This window comes from Pseudodonghicola sp. (assembly GCF_048268305.1).
Taxonomy (GTDB): domain Bacteria; phylum Pseudomonadota; class Alphaproteobacteria; order Rhodobacterales; family Rhodobacteraceae; genus Pseudodonghicola.
Window position 1 is genome coordinate 252,861 of record NZ_JBLWVT010000004.1, and the last position, 17,143, is coordinate 270,003.

General features: G+C 66.2%; 18 protein-coding genes. 16 read left to right on the forward strand and 2 right to left on the reverse strand.

Translation table 11 applies throughout. The features are described from left to right. The first annotated feature begins 108 nt into the window (after nucleotides 1-108). The 6 genes from ACN0V4_RS09355 to ACN0V4_RS09380 are packed head-to-tail and all read left to right on the forward strand — an operon-like array spanning nucleotide 109 to nucleotide 6,972. Complete coding sequence (locus tag ACN0V4_RS09355; RefSeq protein WP_417675329.1) at nucleotides 109-2,196, forward strand: FAD-dependent oxidoreductase; 2,088 nt, start codon at nucleotides 109-111, stop codon at nucleotides 2,194-2,196. A gap of 42 nt (nucleotides 2,197-2,238) precedes the next feature. Next, nucleotides 2,239-3,414 carry an acetyl-CoA C-acyltransferase gene (locus tag ACN0V4_RS09360; RefSeq protein ID WP_417675331.1) on the forward strand — a complete coding sequence of 392 codons (1,176 nt, stop codon included), beginning with the start codon at nucleotides 2,239-2,241 and terminating at the stop codon, nucleotides 3,412-3,414. 14 nt (nucleotides 3,415-3,428) lie between these two features. Continuing rightward, nucleotides 3,429-4,619 (forward strand): acyl-CoA dehydrogenase family protein, encoded by a 1,191-nt coding sequence (locus ACN0V4_RS09365; protein WP_417675333.1) that lies wholly within the window; start codon nucleotides 3,429-3,431, stop codon nucleotides 4,617-4,619. A gap of 5 nt (nucleotides 4,620-4,624) precedes the next feature. Continuing rightward, entirely contained in the window at nucleotides 4,625-5,761 is a 1,137-nt protein-coding gene (locus ACN0V4_RS09370) for an acyl-CoA dehydrogenase family protein (RefSeq protein ID WP_417675335.1), read from the forward strand. Beyond that, a complete protein-coding gene (locus tag ACN0V4_RS09375) occupies nucleotides 5,739-6,188 on the forward strand; it encodes a PaaI family thioesterase (RefSeq protein WP_417675337.1) in 450 nt (149 codons plus the stop codon). Before ACN0V4_RS09370 ends, ACN0V4_RS09375 begins: the two co-directional genes overlap by 23 nt. Nucleotides 6,189-6,198: 10 nt before the next feature. Further along, nucleotides 6,199-6,972 carry an oxepin-CoA hydrolase, alternative type gene (locus tag ACN0V4_RS09380; RefSeq protein WP_417675339.1) on the forward strand — a complete coding sequence of 258 codons (774 nt, stop codon included), beginning with the start codon at nucleotides 6,199-6,201 and terminating at the stop codon, nucleotides 6,970-6,972. 81 nt (nucleotides 6,973-7,053) lie between these two features. On the opposite strand, the gene rpe is transcribed toward ACN0V4_RS09380, so the two are convergent. After that, the gene (gene rpe / locus ACN0V4_RS09385; protein ID WP_417675341.1) at nucleotides 7,054-7,746 is read right to left on the reverse strand and encodes a ribulose-phosphate 3-epimerase; all 693 of its coding nucleotides are present in this window, start codon (nucleotides 7,744-7,746) and stop codon (nucleotides 7,054-7,056) included. A gap of 168 nt (nucleotides 7,747-7,914) precedes the next feature. Here rpe and phnC point away from each other — a divergent pair, with 168 nt between their 5' ends. From phnC to ACN0V4_RS09410, 5 genes are all read left to right on the forward strand, one after another. Then, nucleotides 7,915-8,742 (forward strand): phosphonate ABC transporter ATP-binding protein, encoded by an 828-nt coding sequence (phnC, locus tag ACN0V4_RS09390; protein WP_417675343.1) that lies wholly within the window; start codon nucleotides 7,915-7,917, stop codon nucleotides 8,740-8,742. A gap of 65 nt (nucleotides 8,743-8,807) precedes the next feature. Continuing rightward, complete coding sequence (gene phnD / locus ACN0V4_RS09395; protein ID WP_417675345.1) at nucleotides 8,808-9,716, forward strand: phosphonate ABC transporter substrate-binding protein; 909 nt, start codon at nucleotides 8,808-8,810, stop codon at nucleotides 9,714-9,716. Nucleotides 9,717-9,783: 67 nt separating this feature from the next. Next, nucleotides 9,784-10,653 (forward strand): phosphonate ABC transporter, permease protein PhnE, encoded by an 870-nt coding sequence (gene phnE / locus ACN0V4_RS09400; RefSeq protein ID WP_417675347.1) that lies wholly within the window; start codon nucleotides 9,784-9,786, stop codon nucleotides 10,651-10,653. Further along, nucleotides 10,650-11,999 (forward strand): phosphonate ABC transporter, permease protein PhnE, encoded by a 1,350-nt coding sequence (gene phnE / locus ACN0V4_RS09405; protein ID WP_417675349.1) that lies wholly within the window; start codon nucleotides 10,650-10,652, stop codon nucleotides 11,997-11,999. The genes phnE (ACN0V4_RS09400) and phnE (ACN0V4_RS09405) overlap by 4 nt, the downstream gene beginning before the upstream one ends. A 55-nt stretch (nucleotides 12,000-12,054) precedes the next feature. Further along, the gene (locus tag ACN0V4_RS09410) at nucleotides 12,055-12,678 is read left to right on the forward strand and encodes a chloramphenicol acetyltransferase (protein WP_417675351.1); all 624 of its coding nucleotides are present in this window, start codon (nucleotides 12,055-12,057) and stop codon (nucleotides 12,676-12,678) included. 7 nt (nucleotides 12,679-12,685) lie between these two features. Here the strand turns inward: ACN0V4_RS09410 and phnF are convergent, their stop codons facing one another. Further along, nucleotides 12,686-13,396: a phosphonate metabolism transcriptional regulator PhnF gene (gene phnF / locus ACN0V4_RS09415; protein ID WP_417675353.1), complete on the reverse strand. Its 711-nt coding sequence runs from the start codon at nucleotides 13,394-13,396 to the stop codon at nucleotides 12,686-12,688. 103 nt (nucleotides 13,397-13,499) lie between these two features. On the opposite strand from phnF, the gene phnG reads away from it, so the two are divergent. Genes phnG through ACN0V4_RS09440 form a run of 5 tightly spaced genes read left to right on the forward strand, consistent with a single transcriptional unit; the run spans nucleotide 13,500 to nucleotide 17,093 of the window. Then, the gene (gene phnG / locus ACN0V4_RS09420; RefSeq protein ID WP_417675355.1) at nucleotides 13,500-13,964 is read left to right on the forward strand and encodes a phosphonate C-P lyase system protein PhnG; all 465 of its coding nucleotides are present in this window, start codon (nucleotides 13,500-13,502) and stop codon (nucleotides 13,962-13,964) included. Further along, nucleotides 13,964-14,542: a phosphonate C-P lyase system protein PhnH gene (gene phnH, locus ACN0V4_RS09425; RefSeq protein WP_417675357.1), complete on the forward strand. Its 579-nt coding sequence runs from the start codon at nucleotides 13,964-13,966 to the stop codon at nucleotides 14,540-14,542. The genes phnG and phnH overlap by 1 nt, the downstream gene beginning before the upstream one ends. A gap of 3 nt (nucleotides 14,543-14,545) precedes the next feature. Beyond that, nucleotides 14,546-15,634, forward strand: a complete 1,089-nt coding sequence (locus tag ACN0V4_RS09430; RefSeq protein WP_417675359.1) for a carbon-phosphorus lyase complex subunit PhnI — start codon at nucleotides 14,546-14,548, stop codon at nucleotides 15,632-15,634. Beyond that, nucleotides 15,631-16,230, forward strand: coding sequence for an HAD family hydrolase (locus tag ACN0V4_RS09435; protein WP_417675361.1), 600 nt, complete (start codon nucleotides 15,631-15,633; stop codon nucleotides 16,228-16,230). Before ACN0V4_RS09430 ends, ACN0V4_RS09435 begins: the two co-directional genes overlap by 4 nt. Next, entirely contained in the window at nucleotides 16,227-17,093 is an 867-nt protein-coding gene (locus ACN0V4_RS09440) for an alpha-D-ribose 1-methylphosphonate 5-phosphate C-P-lyase PhnJ (RefSeq protein ID WP_417675363.1), read from the forward strand. The genes ACN0V4_RS09435 and ACN0V4_RS09440 overlap by 4 nt, the downstream gene beginning before the upstream one ends. The last annotated feature ends 50 nt before the right edge of the window (nucleotides 17,094-17,143 follow it).

Sequence of the window (17,143 nt, forward strand, 5' to 3'; positions counted from 1 at the left end):
AGGTTTGCGCCTGACCCGTTCTGGCCATTAGAACCCCGATAGACTGGGAGCTTTACCGGTACAAGGTCCAAGCCAGGGCCTGACCGGACAGACAGAGGGGTAGGCCGGATGACCGAAGCCATCGTATATGAGAAAATTGGGGATATTGCGGTTCTGGCGGCGAACAACCCGCCGGTGAACGCGCTGGGGCTGGCGGTGCGCCAGGGCCTGGTGGAGGGCATCGAGCGCGCCGAGAAGGAAGGCGCCAAGGCGGTGCTGATCTATGGCGAAGGCCGCACCTTCTTCGCCGGTGCCGACATCCGCGAATTCGGCAAGCCGCCGGTCGGCCCTTTCCTGCCGGACGTCTGCACCCGCATCGAAGCCTCGCCGCTGATCGTCGTTTCCGCCCTGCACGGCACCGCGCTGGGCGGCGGGCTGGAAATCGCGCTGGCCTCGCATTACCGGATCGCCGTGCCGAAGGCGCGCATGGGCCTGCCCGAGGTTCTGATCGGCGTCATGCCGGGCGCCGGCGGCACCCAGCGCCTGCCGCGTCTGATCGGTATCGACAAATCGCTCGACGTGATCACCTCGGGCCGCCAGGTCGGCGCCAAGGAGGCGCTGGAGCTGGGCATTCTCGACAAGATCGCGGATGGCGAGCCGCGCGAGATCGGTCTGGCCTATGCCCAGGAGCTGATCGACGCCAATGCCCCGCGTCGCCCGGTTAGCGAGATGCCGGCCCCCGCGCCGGTCGATTTCGACGCGCTCTATGATGCCGTCCTGAAGAAGGGCCGCGGTCTGCTGGCCCCGGCGGTCGCCGTTCGTGGCATCCAGGCCTGCTGCGAGCTGCCCTTTGCCGAGGGCATGAAGCGCGAGCGCGAGCTGTTTGGCCAGCTGATGAACACCGATCAGCGCCAGGGGCTGATCCACGCCTTCTTCGCCGAACGCGCCGTGGGCAAGCTGCCCGAGCTGGAAGGCGTCGCGCCGCGTCCGCTGAACGCCATCGGCGTGATCGGTGGCGGCACCATGGGCGCGGGCATCGCCACCTCGGCGCTGCTGTCGGGCCTGAAGGTGACCCTGATCGAGATGAGCCCCAAGGCTGCCGAGGCGGCCAAGGGCCGCATCGCCGGCAACCTGCAGGGCGCGCTGAAACGCGGCAAGATTTCCCCTGAGAAATTCGAGGAGCTGACCGAAAAGGCGCTGACGCTCGCCATCGATTACGAGGCGCTGAAAGACGCCGATCTGGTGATCGAGGCGGTCTTCGAAGAGATGAGCGTGAAGAAGGAGGTCTTCACCAAGCTCGACGCCATCTGCAAGCCGGGCGCGGTGCTGGCCTCGAACACCTCCTATCTCAATGTGAACGAAATCGCCGCCGTCACCTCGCGTCCGGCGGATGTGATCGGGCTGCATTTCTTCTCGCCCGCGCATGTGATGAAGCTGCTTGAGATCGTGGTCGCCGACAAGACCGCGCCGGATGTGGTCGCCACCGGCTTCGCGCTGGGCGGCAAGATGGGCAAGGTTTCGGTGCGCGCCGGCGTCTGCGACGGCTTCATCGGCAACCGGATCCTGAGCACCTATCGCACCTGCGCCGATTACATGATCCTCGACGGCGCCTCGCCCTATCAGATCGACAAGGCGCTGGAGGATTTCGGTTTCGCCATGGGCCCCTATGCGGTGGCCGACCTTGCCGGGCTCGATATCGGCTGGGCCGTGCGCAAGCGCAAGCGGGCCGAGGGCGTCGACCCCCGGGCGCGCGATTTCACCTATGCCGACAAGCTGTGTGAAGACGGGCATTTCGGCCAGAAGACCGGCATGGGCTATTACGACTATTCGGCCGGGCCGAAATCCCGGGTGCCGAACCCCGAGGTCATGCCGCTGATCGAGGCCGACCGCGCCGCCCAGGGCATCACCGCCCGCGCCTTCACCGATGAGGAGATCATCCGCCGCTATATGGCCGCGATGGTGAACGAGGCCGCCAAGGTGGTGGGCGAGGGGATCGCGAAACGGCCGCTCGATGTCGATGTGACGCTGCTCTATGGCTACGGCTTCCCGCGCTATCGCGGCGGCCCGCTGAAATGGGCCGACATGCAGGGCCTGCCGGCGCTGCTGGACGACATCAAATCCTGGGCCGAGGACGATCCTTACTTCTGGGCGCCCGCGCCGCTTCTGGAGCAGCTCGTCACCGAGGGTCGCAATTTCGACGACCTGAACAAGGACTGAAGAGCGAAGACGGACATATCGGACTGAGGAGGAGAAGTCCCGATGAAACAAGCAGTGATCGTATCGGCGGCCCGCACCGGGCTGGCCAAATCCTTCCGTGGGTCGTTCAACGCGACCCACGGCGCCACCATGGGCGGCCATGCGGTTCAGGCCGCCGTCGCCCGTGCCGGCCTTGACGGGTCGGAGATCGAGGATTGCATCATGGGCTGCGGCACGCCCGAGGCCGAGACCGGCAGCAATATCGCCCGCCAGATCGCCATCCGCGCCGGCCTGCCGGTGACGGTTTCGGGGATGACGGTGAACCGCTTCTGCTCCTCCGGGCTGCAGACGGTCGCGCTTGCCGCCAATGCCATCGTCGCCGGCGATACCGGCCCGATGGTCGCCGGCGGGGTGGAAAGCATCTCGATGGTGCAGCCGCATGCCCGCCCGGCGCATGAGGCCTGGATCAAGGAGCACAAGCCCGCGATCTATATGACGATGATCGAGACCGCCGATATCGTCGCCGCCCGCTATGGCATCAGCCGCGAGGCGCAGGACGCTTACGGTCTGCGCAGCCAGCAGCGGATCGCCGCCGCGCAGCAGGCCGGATACTTCGATGACGAGATCGTGCCGATGCAGGCGATGATGGCGGTCAAGGACAAGGAGACCGGCGAGGTGTCCTTCAAGGAGGTCACCGTCGACCGCGACGAATGCAACCGTCCGACCACCACGCTGGAAGGCCTGGCCGGGCTGGAACCGGTGCGGGGCGCGGGCCATTTCATCACCGCCGGCAACGCCAGCCAGCTGTCCGACGGCGCCGCCGCCGTGGTGCTGATGGAGGCCAAGGAGGCCGAGAAGCGCGGGCTTGAGCCGATGGGCGCCTTCAAGGGCTTTGCCGTCGCCGGTTGCGAGCCCGACGAGATGGGCATCGGCCCGGTCTTCGCCGTGCCGCGTCTGCTGGAACGTCACGGGCTCACCGTCGACGACATCGACATTTGGGAGCTGAACGAGGCCTTCGCCTCCCAGGCGCTCTATTGCCGCGATCGTCTCGGTATCGACGACGAGAAATGCAACGTCAACGGCGGCTCCATCGCCATCGGCCATCCCTTCGGCATGACCGGGGCACGCCAGATTGGCCATATCCTGCGCGAAGGCAAGCGGCGCGGTGCCAAGCTGGGCGTCGTCACCATGTGCATCGGCGGCGGCATGGGTGCAGCCGGCCTGTTCGAGATTTACTAAGGAGGTTCTTCTAAATGGATCTGAGCTACTCCCCCGAGGAGCAGGCCTTTCGGGAAGAGGTTCGCGCCTTCCTGCGCGACGAGCTTCCCAAGGATCTGTCCGACAAGGTCCGCTCCGGCGCCGAACTCGGCAAGGCCGATATCGAACAGTGGCACGCGATTCTGAACGGGCGCGGCTGGCTGGCGGCGAACTGGCCGAAGGAATACGGCGGCGCCGAATGGAACGCGGTGCAGCGCCATATCTTCGAAGAAGAGGCCGCGCAGGCGAATGCCCCGCGCATCGTGCCCTTCGGCCTGTCGATGCTGGCCCCGGTGCTGATGAAATTCGGCAATCAGGCGCAGAAGGATTATTACCTGCCGCGCATCCTGAATGGTGACGACTGGTGGTGCCAGGGCTATTCCGAACCGGGCGCCGGCTCGGATCTGGCCAGCCTCAAGACCCGCGCGGTGCGCGAGGGGGATCATTACATCGTCAACGGCCAGAAGACCTGGACCACGCTGGGCCAGCACGCCAACATGATCTTCTGCCTGGTGCGCACCAACCCGGACGTGAAACAGCAAGAGGGCATCTCCTTCCTGCTGATCGACATGGACACGCCGGGCATCGAGGTGCGCCCGATCATCCTGCTCGACGGCACGCCCGAGGTGAACGAGGTCTTCTTCGACAACGTCAAGGTGCCTGCCGAGAACCTGGTCGGTGAAGAGAACAAGGGCTGGACCTACGCCAAGTACCTGCTGACGCATGAGCGCACCAATATCGCCGGCGTCGGTTTCTCGCGCGCCGGGCTCGACGCGCTGAAGCGGATCGCCAAGGTCGAGATGTCGGGCGGCCGCCCGCTGATCGAGGATCCGCATTTCGCCGCCCGCATCGCCAAGGTCGAAATCGACCTGATGGCGATGTCCACCACCAACCTGCGGATCATCTCCCAGGCCGCCGCCGGTCAGGCGCCGGGGGTGGAAAGCTCGATGCTCAAGGTCAAGGGCACCATCATCCGGCAGGAGATCAACGATCTGACCCGCCGCGCCGTGGGCCCCTATGCGCTGCCCTTCCCGTCGGAGGTTCTGGCAGGCAACAACGATCCGGTCGGTCCCGACTATGCCGGGCCGACAGCGGCGGACTATTTCAACAACCGCAAACTGTCGATCTTCGGCGGCTCGAACGAGATCCAGCGCGGCATCATCGCCAAAGTGAAGATGGGAGGCTGAGGATAATGGATTTCAACCTGACCGAAGAACGGCAGATGCTGCAGGACACCCTGCGCCGTTATCTGTCCGACAAATACACCACCGCCGCCCGCAACAAGATCCTCGACTCGGATGAGGGGATGAGCGCGGATATCTGGGCCGGTCTCGCCGAACTGGGCGTGATCGGGGCGCTTTTCACCGAAGAGGAAGGCGGCTTCGGCGGCGCCGGTTTCGACATCACCACGGTGTTCGAGGAACTCGGCCGCGCCGGCGTGGTCGAACCGATGCTGGAAACCGCCGTCCTTGGTGGCCGGCTGCTCTCGGCGCTTGGCGACGGCAGCCAGAAGGCGCTGATCGAAGAGGTGATCGGCGGCGCCCTGCATCTGGCCTTCGCCCATGGCGAGCCGACCAGCCGCTATGACCTGAACCGCGTCGCCACCACCGCCAAGACCGATGGCAACGACATCCTGCTGACCGGCCGCAAGGCCGTGGTCGCCAATGCCGAAGCCGCCGGTTACCTGATCGTCTCTGCCCGCGAAAGCGGCGCGGTGGATGACGAGGCGGGGATTTCCCTCTTCCTGGTGCCGGCCGGCACCTCGGGGGTTACCCTGCGTGGCTATCCGCTCTTCGCCGGCGGTCGTGCCGCCGAGGTGACGCTGGACGAGGTGCGCCTGCCGGCCTCCGCCCGTCTGGGCGCGGCGGGGGCGGGCTATGCCGCCATCTCCGATGCGGTCGCCGCCGCCAATGTGGCGCTTGCCGCCGAGGCGCTCGGCGCCATGGTCACCGCGACCGAGCTGACCCGCGGCTATCTGATGACCCGTCAGCAGTTCGGCCGGCCGATCGGCACGTTCCAGGCGCTGCAGCATCGGTTCTCCGACCTGCTGATCGAACTGGAACAGGCCCGTTCGGCGGTGATCAATGCCGCCGGCCACCTGGCCGACCCGGTGAGCGAACGCGATCGCCAGATCGCGGCGACGCGCAACCTGATCGGCCGTGCCGGCCGTCTGGTCGCCGAAGAGGCGATCCAGATGCATGGCGGTATCGCCATGACCCAGGAATATGAACTGGCCCATATCGCCAAACGCATCGTGATGACCGACCATCGCTTCGGCGATACCGATTATCATCTGGAGCGGTTCATTGCCCTCAGCGCCGCAGCCTGACCGCGCGCCCGTCGCCCCCGTCTCCGCCGAAGAGGTGGAGCGGAACGGCAGCGGGGCGCAGGCGCTGATCGGCTATCACCTCGATCTGACCGGCGCCGATGGCGCCGGTCGGGTCATCCTCGATATCGACGATCGGCATCTGAACCGCCACGGCAGCCTGCACGGCGGCATCGTCGCGATGATGCTGGATGCCGCCAGCGGCTTCGCCGTCTCCCGCGCCAGCGACGGGCCGGTATTGCCGAATGTGGCGACGGTGTCGCTCAATACCAATTACGTCGCGCCGGCGCGCGGCGGTCGTCGGGTCACGGCGGTCGGCCATGTCACCGGCGGTGGCCGCAAGGTGGTCTTCGCCAGCGCCCAGCTTCTGGACCAGGACGGCACCCTGCTGGCCACCGCCTCGGGCGTGTTCCGCTGTATCCGCGCATGAGCGGGAAAGGATGACCATGACACGTATCGATGATCGGGGCGACCGGCTGGTCGTCGTCAACGGCAACGCCGCCCGCCGCGGCGCGCTGACGCCGGAGTTCCTCGAGGCGATCACCGAGGCGGCGGAGCGCGCCATCGCCCCGCGCATCAAGGCGGTGATCCTGAGTTCCGAGGGCGACTTCTTCTGCGCCGGCGGCGATCTCAATGTGCTGATCACCCGTCAGAGCATGGCCGAGGATGAACGCCGCGCCCAGATCGACCGGCTGCACGCCCGCATCCGCGCGATTCGCGCCTGCCCGGTGCCGGTGATCGCCGCCATCGAAGGCGGCGCGGCGGGTGCCGGCCTTTCCATCGCGCTGGCCTGCGACATGATCGTGGCGGCCGAGGATGCCAAGTTCACCGCCGCCTATGTCAAGGCCGGGCTGGTGCCCGACGGCGGGCTGACCGCCGCATTGGCGCGCATCCTGCCGCGTCCCCTGGCGATGGAGATCTGCCTGCTGGGCCGCCCGGTCACCGCCGACCGCATGGCGGCGCTGGGGGCGATCAACCTGGTCACCCCCAAGGGCGGTGCCGAGGCCGGCGCGATGGAGCTGGCCGACGTGCTGGCGAAGGGCCCGCGCAGCACCCAGGGCATCATCCGCGCCATGGTCGCGCGCGCCTATGACAGCACCGAAGCCGAGCAGCTCGATATCGAACGCGATGCCATGGGCCGGGCCACCGGCAGTGCCGACGCCGCCGAGGGCATCGCCGCTTTCCTGGAAAAACGCGCCCCCGCGTGGTCATGACGACCACTGCCTTTTTCTAGCTGCAAATATCCCGGGGGAGGCGCGCGCAGCGCGGCGGGGGCAGAGCCCCCTCTTGCCGGCTCAGGCGTAAACGCCGCTCGCCGCCTCGCGGATGGCGCGGATGTTCTGGCCGTAGACTTCCGGCGCGCTGACCGAGCCGCCCTTGAACACCGCAGAGCCCGCCACCAGCACATCGGCGCCGGCGTCGGCCATCAGCGGTGCGGTGGTCGGGTCGATGCCGCCGTCGATCTCGATATGGATCGGGCGCGATCCGATCATCCGGCTCAGTTCCTTGACCTTCTCCACTTGCGAGTGGATGAACTTCTGCCCGCCGAAGCCGGGGTTCACCGTCATCACGCAGATCAGATCGACCATATCCAGCAGATATTCCACCGCCGAGGCCGGGGTACCAGGGTTCAGCGCTACCCCGGCCTTGGCGCCATTGGCGCGGATCGCCTGCAGGGTGCGGTGGATATGCGGGCCGGCCTCGATATGGGCGGTGATCACATCGGCGCCGGCCTCGGCGAAGGCCTCGATATAGGGATCGACCGGCGCGATCATCAGATGCACATCCATCACCGTCTTGATATGCGGCCGGATCGCCTTGCACATGGCCGGGCCGAAGGTGAGGTTCGGCACGAAGTGCCCGTCCATCACGTCGACATGGACCCAATCGGCGCCCTGCGCCTCGATCGCCTGGATTTCCTGGCCGAAGTTGGCGAAATCGGCCGAGAGGATCGAGGGCGCGATCTTGATGGTGCGGTCAAAGGACATGGCAGTGTCTCCGGATTGTCTGCCCCGCATATAGGCGCGGGAGACCGCCGCGCCTAGGGAAAATCGCCGCCGGCCCGGCGCCGGGCGCGTTACAAAAGTTTCATTCCCCTGACACATCTCGTTTGGACAGCGGGAGTAGCACGGCGCGGACACGGATAGGGGTCGCTTGTGCTGCGCATCGAGAAACTGACTAAGCGCTTCGGCGCGAATACGGCTGTGGAGACGGCCAATCTGGATATCGACAAGCCGATGATGATCGGGATCATCGGTCGGTCGGGGGCCGGAAAGTCGACCTTGCTCAGGATGATCAACCGTCTGGCCGACGCGACCGAGGGGCGCATCGTCTTCGAGGGGCGCGACGTCACCCGGCTGACCGGCAAGGCCAAGCGGGCCTGGCAATCCGAATGCGCGATGATCTTCCAGCAGTTCAATCTGGTGCCGCGGATGGACGTGGTGTCGAACGTGCTGCACGGCACGTTGAACCGCCGCTCGACCTTTGCCACGATGTTCAACCTCTTCCCGATGGAGGACATCCATCGCGCCATCGACATTCTCGACCGTCTCGGCATCGCCGAGCACGCCCCCAAGCGGGCCGAGGCGCTGTCGGGTGGCCAGCAGCAGCGCGTCGCCATCGCCCGCGCCCTGATGCAGGATCCCAAGATCATCCTGGCCGACGAACCGATCGCCTCGCTTGATCCGATGAATGCCCAGACGGTGATGGAGGCGCTGCGCCGCATCCATGAGGAAGACGGCCGCACCGTCATCGCCAACCTGCACACGCTGGACACCGCGCGGCGCTATTGCGACCGGGTGGTCGGCATGCGCGACGGTCGCATCGTCTTTGACGGTCTGCCGGAACAGCTCACCTCCGGTGTGGCGCGCGAAATCTACGGTGCCGGCGCGGAATTCTCCGAGGCCGCCACCTCGACCGCAATCGAAACCCTCGATGCCATGGCGCATGCCCCGCAGATGATGCGGAGCGAGGCGCTGCTCTGATCCACTAGCCCTTCATGCCCCGGCGCGTGGGTGCGGGGGCGGATGAAACCCAGGAGAGACTGACAATGAAGACCCTGCTTGCCGCCCTCGTGGCCTCCACCGCCCTGGCCGCCCCGGTCCTGGCCCAAGACAGCATCACCGAATTCCGCATCGGTATCCTCGGCGGCGAAAACGCCCAGGACCGCATGAACAGCAACGAATGCCTGCGCAAGTACACCGAGGAAACCCTCGGCGTTCCGGCCAAGCTGTTCGCGCCCGCCGACTATAACGGCGTGATCCAGGGCCTGCTGGGCGGCACCATCGACATGGCGATCCTCGGCGCCTCGGGCTATGCCAAGACCTATCTGTCGGACCCTGAGGCGGTCGAGCCGGTTCTGGTCAAGGTCAACACCGATGGCAGCTTCGGCTATTACTCGATCGGTTTCGCCCGCAAGGACAGCGGCATCACCTCGATCACCGATCTGAAAGGCAAATCCTTCGGTTTCGGTGATCCGAACTCGACCTCGGGCTATCTGATCCCCTCGATCGAGATCCCGCAGATCAGCAAAGACATCACCATGGAGTCCGGCAAGTACTTCGGCGAGGTGAAGTTCACCGGTGGCCACGAGCAGACCATCGTTGCGGTCTATAACGGCGATATCGACGCCGGCGTGACCTGGGCCGACGGCCTGGGCGCCTGGGAAGACGGCTATAACTCGGGCGCGCTGCGCAAGGCGGTCGATGCCGGTCTGGTCGACATGAACGAACTGGTCGAAATCTGGAAGTCCAAGCCGATCCCGGAAGGCCCGCTGGTGCTGCGCAAGGCGCTGCCGGCCGAGGTCAAGGCGAAGATGACCGCGCTGATGGACACGCTGGACCAGAAGGACAAGGAATGCTTCTACGGCGTCGCCTCGGGCGAGGCCAAGAGCTTCGATCCGATCACCCATGACGCCTATCTGAGCATCATCGAAGCGCGCAAGCTGCAATCCAACTGATCTGTTTGACGCGATCCGACGGGGTCCGGCCTTGGCCGGGCCCCGTTCGCCCGAAAGGAAGACCTTCATGGCCGAGACCTCCGCAGACGCTGCCCGACTTGATGACATCCGGCATTCCTATGCCGCGCTGACGCGGCGCAAGCGGGTCTATGGCGGCATGTTGCTGGCGCTTTTCGTGGCGCTGATGGCGGCGGGCTTCCGTACCGCCGATATGCGCAATGCCGGCAGTTTTCGCGACGGGTTCACCCATGTCTTCGACTATCCGGCCGAGGTGCTGAGCGAGGCGATCGAGAAGGCCTCTCGCCTGCCGGCCAATCTGGTGCATTTCTTCCCCTCGCTGGTCGAGACGCTGAACATCGCCGCCGCCTCGACCCTGCTGGGGGCGATCGGCGGGCTTTTCCTGTCGCTGCTGTCGACCCGCGGCTTGGCGCGCTGGCCGGTGCTGATCCCGGTGTTTCGCCGGTTGATGGACATCCTGCGCGCCATCCCCGAGATCGTGATCGCGCTGGTCTTGATCTTCATCCTTGGCGGCGGGCCGGTGCCGGCGATGATCGCCATCGCGCTGCATACCGTCGGCGCGCTTGGCAAGATGTTTTCAGAGGTGAACGAGAACGCCTCGCTGAAGCCGGTCGAGGGGTTGCAGTCGGTCGGCGCCAACTGGGCGCAGCGGATGATCCTGGGGGTGATCCCGCAGGTCGGGCCGAACTATGTCAGCTATGCGCTGCTGCGCTTCGAGATCAATATCCGCGCCTCGGCCATCCTCGGCTTCGTCGGCGCCGGCGGCATCGGCTACGACCTGCGCAACGCCATGTCCTGGGGGCAGGGGCGATATGACGAGGCGGCCGCGATCTTCATCCTGCTGTTCCTGACCATCGTGCTGGTCGACCAGCTTTCCGGATCCTTCCGCGACCGGCTGACCCATGGAGCCCGGGCATGAGCACCTTTTCCACCGATCTGGGCGGCGCCCATGGCACCGCGGCGCTGAAGGCGCAGGCCGACCGGCTGTTCCAGCGCAAGCGTCTGCTGAACTTCGGCCTACCGGCGCTGGTGCTGGCCTATCTGATCTATGTCTTCTTCGCCTTCGACGTGCCGGGGCTCTATGGTCGCGCCAGTCTGGACCACGCCAAGACGCTGGTCGCCGACAGCTACAGCTACAAGACCCATGTGACCCGCGATAGCCGCGATGGCGCCGTCACCATCGCCATCGAGGGAGAGCGCAAGGGCACCTATCCCGCCGGCATGTCGCCCGACTGGGTGGCGCTGGGGGAACCCGGGGGCACCTCGGTGATCGAACTGGGGCATGGAAACGAGGTGCGCTTCCTGCCTGGCAATGTGGTCGAATATGACGTGCCGGGCTATGGCACCATCCATGTGGTCACCAGCCGCGCCGGCGGGGTGGAGACCACGCTGCCCGCCGGGCCGGTGCCCGCCTGGATCAGCTCGTCGAAAAGCCGCCTGGCGGTGACCACCGACGCGGGCCGGCTGAACGTCACCCGCACCAAGGCCGAGGTGTTCCGCTATTCCACCGGCTGGGAGCTGTTCTGGTTCACCCTCGACAGCCCCTATTACGGCATGGGGCCGCTGACGCTGCTGAACCGTGCGCTGCATGGCCAGGCCGGGGCGATCTGGAACGACTTCTGGCATAATAACATGTGGCACCACAGCGAGGTCGCCTGGGCACTGTTCGAGACCATCCTGATGGCCTTTCTCGGCACCTTCGGCGCTGCCGTGGTGGCGCTGCCGCTGGCCTTTCTGGCGGCGCGGAATTTCACCCCGCTGCGCGGGGTACGCTTCGCGATGCGGCGGCTGTTCGATTTCGTGCGCGGAGTCGACGGGCTGATCTGGACCATCGTCTTGGCCCGCGCCTTCGGACCAGGGCCGCTGACCGGTGCGCTTGCCATTCTGGTGACCGACAGCGGCACTTTCGGCAAGATCTTCTCGGAAACGCTGGAGAATGTCGACGAGAAGCAGATCGAGGGGGTCACCTCGACCGGGGCCAAGCCGGCGCAGCGCTATCGCTTCGGGGTGATCCCGCAGATCACCCCGGTGCTGCTGAGCCAGCTTCTCTATTTCCTCGAATCGAACACCCGCAGCGCCACCATCATCGGCGCCATCACCGGCGGCGGGATCGGTCTGCTGCTGACCCAGGCAATCATCACCCAGAAGGACTGGGAGGAGGTCAGCTATTACATCGTGCTGATCGTGCTGATGGTCATGGCGATGGACTGGTTTTCGGGCTGGGTGCGGCGCAAGCTGATCGCAGGAGACGAGGGCGGCCACTGAGCCGCCCGGTTCCGCCTCGGGCGGGAACATTTGGACAGAAAAGAAGGGACAGGCCATGGTTGGGCCGAAGCTGAGCGCCAGGGGACCCCTGGTGAACGAGGATTGCGTGATTTCCAACAGCGATCTGGGCCGTTTCGTCGAGATCGGCGCCCGCACGCGGGTGTCGAATTCGGCGATCGGGGATTATTCCTATTGCGACCGTGATTGCGATATCGCCAATGCGCAGGTGGGCAAATTCGCCAATATCGCCAGTGCCGTGCGGATCGGTGCCACCGATCACCCGCTGGACCGGGCGAGCCTGCATCATTTCATGTATCGCTCGGCCGATTACTGGCCCGATGCCGAGCATGACGCCGACTGGTTCGCCGCCCGCGCGGCGCGGGTGGCCCATATCGGCCATGACACCTGGATCGGCCATGGCGCCCAGATCAAGCCCGAGGTGACCATTGGCCATGGCGCTGTCATCGCCTCCGGCGCTGTGGTGACCAAGGACGTGGAGCCCTATACCATCGTGACCGGGATCCCGGCGCAGCCGCTGCGCCGTCGCCAGCCGCCGGAGATCGCCGAGCGGCTGATCGCGCTGGCCTGGTGGGATTGGGATCACGACCGGCTGCGCGAAACGCTGGAGGATTTCCGCCGGCTCAGCGCCGAGGCTTTCCTGGAGAGATACGAGGGCTGAGGCGGTCTCAGACCCCGTCGACCGTCAGGGTCACCCGGTCGCCGGCGAACCAGGTGCGGCCATATTCCACCGGCGCGCCCTCGGCGTCGATATTGATGCCGACGGTGCGCAGGATCGGCGCGCCCTCGGCGATCCTGAGGTGCAGCGCCTGGGTGGCATTGGCGAGCTTGGCGGTGATCCTGGTGGTGGCACGGGTGTAATCGGCCAGCCCGCAGCGCCCGAGCGCCTGGGTGACCGAGCGGGTCTCGCTGAGCGCCGCGCGCAGCTCGGGGAAGCGCCCGGCCGGGAAGGTGCTGCGAAACAGGGCGATCGGGGCACCATCGGCCAGAGACAGCCCATCATAGACCAGCACCGGGGCGCCCGCGGGCAGCCCCAGCGCCTCGGCCTCGCGCGCATCGGCGGCGCGGGTGTCGAGCGCGAGCAACCTCTTGGTAGGCGTCTGGCCGCTGGCGGCGACGCTTTGGTGAAAGCGCACACGCCTTCCGATCGGGTAGTCGGTGGGGCGGGCGGCGACGAAGACGCCGGCGCCACGACGGGCGTGCACCAGCCCTTGGTCGGCCATCTCGGCCAAGGCCCGGCGCACGGTGTGGCGGTTGACGCCGAATTTCGCCGCAAGCTGCGCCTCGGTCGGGAGCTGATCGCCGGTCTGATAGCGCGCCTCGGCGATATCGGCGGTCAGGGCGAGGGCGATGGATTTCCACAGGGGGGTGCGAGCCATGTCACCAAATCTTCATGATGGAAGGAATTGCGCCTTGGCGCGGCGACGTCTAATATTTGTATAGTTGTATAGTTCAGATAGACAACCGGGCCAAGAGGCTTTCATGGCGAATGATGAAAAAAACGGGGCTGCGACCGAAGCGCGGCGCGGCTGGATGGGGCTTCTGTCCAAGGCGCCGGAGGCGCGGCTGAAAGAGCTGTGGCAGGCCCATGGGCAGCGGCCCGTCTTCGATTGGCTGCGGCGGCCCGAGGTCGGCGCGGTGATGGTGCGTGGTCGCATGGGCGGGACCGGCGCGCCGTTCAACCTGGGCGAGATGACGGTGACCCGCTGTTCACTGGCGCTGGCGGACGGCACGGTGGGACATGCCTATGTGCAGGGGCGCGACAAGGCCAAGGCCGAGGTCGCGGCGCTGATCGACGCGCTGATGCAGACGCCGGCGGCGGGTGGGCTGCGTGCCGCCGTGCTTGACCCGCTGGCCGAGGGGATGGCCGAGGCCAAGCGCGACCGCGCCGCCAAATCGGCCGCCACCAAGGTGGATTTCTTCACGATGGTCCGGGGAGAGGATTGATGGCTGCACCCGCACAGACCGCCTTTGGCGGCGGTTTTGCCGATCCGGCGATCGAGGCCGCCCGCGCCTTTCGCGCGGCGATGAATGTGATGGCGAAACCAGGCGAGATTCGCGCGCTTGATACCGCGGTGCCGCCGGCGCCGCTGTCGGCTGCGGCCGGCACGCTGCTGCTGACGCTCTGCGATCCGGAAACGGGGGTCTACCTCGCCGGTCCCTGCGATACCGCAGAGGTGCGCGGCTGGCTGGCCTTCCACACCGGCGCGCCGGTGGTTGCCGCCCCCGAGGCCGATTTCGCGGTGGGCGCCTGGGATGATCTGCAGCCGATCGACCGCTTCCGGATCGGCGAGGGGGAATATCCCGACCGCTCCGCCACGCTGATCGTCGAGATGGCGGCGCTGGACCCTGCGGGCGCCGCCCTGCGCGGCCCGGGGATCAAGGAGGTCGCGCATCTGTCACTGCCTGACCTCGCGGCCTTTCAGGGCAATGCGATGCTCTATCCCCTGGGGCTCGATTTCTTCTTTACCTGCGGCGGCCGTGTGGCGGCGCTGCCGCGCAGCACCCAAGTGGCGGAGGGCTGAACGATGTATGTTGCAGTCAAGGGCGGCGAACGCGCCATCGAGAATGCCCACGCCTGGCTGGCGGAAGAACGGCGCGGCGACACTTCGGTCGCCGAACTGTCGGTGGCCCAGATCCGCGAACAGCTCAGCCTGGCGGTGAACCGGGTGATGGCTGAAGGCTCGCTCTACGATCCCGATCTGGCGGCGCTGGCGATCAAGCAGGCGCGCGGCGATCTGATCGAGGCGATCTTCCTGATCCGGGCCTATCGCACCACCCTGCCGCGCTTTGGCGCCACCCGCCCGGTCGAGACCGGCAAGATGGCTTGCGACCGGCGGATTTCGGCGACCTTCAAGGATGCCCCGGGCGGCCAGGTGCTGGGGCCGACCTTCGATTACACTCACCGTCTGCTGGATTTCAAACTGGCCGCCGAGGGTGAGGTGGAAGAGGCGCCCCGGGCCGAACCGCGGACCGAGGCGACGCCGCATATCACCGAATTCCTGCAGGGCGAGGATATCATCCAGCGGGAGCCGGACAGTGATGCGACGCCGGGCGATCTGACCCGGCAACCGCTGTCCTTTCCCGCCGGCCGCGACATCCGGCTGCAATCGCTGACGCGGGGCGACGAGGGGTTCGTGCTGAGCATGGCCTATTCGACCCAGCGCGGCTATGCCCGCAACCACGCCTTTGTCGGCGAACTCAGGATCGGCACCGTGGCGGTCGAGCTGGACATTCCCGAGCTGGGCTTCGCCATCGAGATCGGCGAGGTCGAGCTGACCGAATGCGAGACGGTGAACCAGTTCAAGGGATCGAAGACCGAGCCGCCGCAGTTCACCCGCGGCTATGGGCTGGTCTTCGGCCAGACCGAACGCAAGGCGATCTCGATGGCGCTGGTCGACCGGGCGCTGCGCTGGCGCGAGCTGGGCGAGGATTTCCTCGGCGCCGCCGCGCAGGACGAGGAATTCGTCCTGAGCCATTCCGACAACATCCAGGCCAGCGGCTTTCTGGAACACATCAAGCTGCCGCATTACGTCGATTTCCAGTCCGAGATGGAGTTGGTGCGCAAGCTGCGCCGCGAGGTCGGGGTGGAAGAGCATCGCGAGGCGGCGGAATGAAGGCGGTCGTTTTCGATCTGGGCAACGTTCTGATCCGCTGGCAGCCCGAGGCGGCGCTGAGCCATCTGTTCGACAGCCCCGAGGAGATGGCCCGGGTGCTGGCGGAGATCGACTTCGCCGGCTGGAACCTTGAACAGGACCGTGGCCGCAGCTGGGAAGACGGGGTCGCCGCCGGTCGCGCCGCGCATCCGGAGCAGGGGCATGTCTTTGCCGCCTATGCCGAGGGGCTGGCCGCGGCGCATCGCGAGCCGATCGCCGGCACCATCGCGCTGTTGGAACGGCTGCACACCGCCGGCACGCCGCTTTTCGCGATCACCAATGCTTCGGAACGAACGGTTGAACTGGTCGCCGAAATGCACGGGTTCATGCCACGGTTCGGCGATGTGGTGATCAGCGGCGTCGAGCGCGTGGCAAAGCCCGAGCACGGCATTTTCAACACCTTCCTCGCGCGCAATGGCTATGCGCCGGAGGACTGCCTGTTCATCGACGACAGCCCGCGCAATGTCGAGGCCGCCCGCGCCGTCGGGATGGCGGCGCATCATTTCACCACTGCGGACGAGCTGGAACGCGACCTCGTCGAGAGGGGATTTCTATGACTGATCAAGCTTACAACTTCGCCTATCTGGACGAGCAGACCAAGCGGATGATCCGCCGCGCGATCCTGAAAGGGTTGGCGGTGCCAGGGTATCAGGTGCCCTTCGCCTCGCGCGAGATGCCGATGCCCTATGGCTGGGGCACCGGCGGCGTGCAGGTTTCGGCCGCCGTGCTGACGCCCGAGGATTGCTTCAAGGTGATCGACCAGGGTTCGGACGACACCACCAACGCGGTGTCGATCCGCAAGTTCTTCGAGAAGACCGCCGGCGTCGCGGTGACCGAGGAGACTGGCAAGGCCAGCGTCATCCAGACCCGCCACCGCATCCCCGAGGCCGAGCTGACCGAGGATCAGATCCTGGTCTATCAGGTGCCGATCCCGGAGCCGCTGAGGTTCCTGGAACCGCGCGAGACCGAGACGCGCAAGATGCACAGCCTGGAAGAATACGGGCTGATGCATGTAAAGCTCTATGAGGACATCAGCCAGCACGGGGCGATCGCGACCGCCTATGCCTATCCGGTGAAGGTGGCCGACCGCTATGTGATGGACCCCTCGCCGATCCCGAAGTTCGATAACCCGAAGCTGGAAATGGCGGCGATCCAACTGTTCGGCGCCGGGCGGGAACAGCGCATCTATGCGGTGCCGCCCCATACCCGGGTGGTGAGCCTCGATTTCGAGGATTACCCCTTCGAGGCGACCAAGGCGGATCATGCCTGCGATCTTTGCGGCGCCGAGGACAGCTATCTCGACGAGGTGATCCTGGACGACGCCGGCAACCGGATGTTCGTCTGTTCGGACACCGATTATTGCCGTTGCCGCCGCGAGGCGGGTCATGTCGGCCGGCTGGGCGTGGAGACGGCGGCATGAGCGGAGACGCAAAATTCTTCGAAGAATTTTGCCAAGAGTTTTCGAAAACT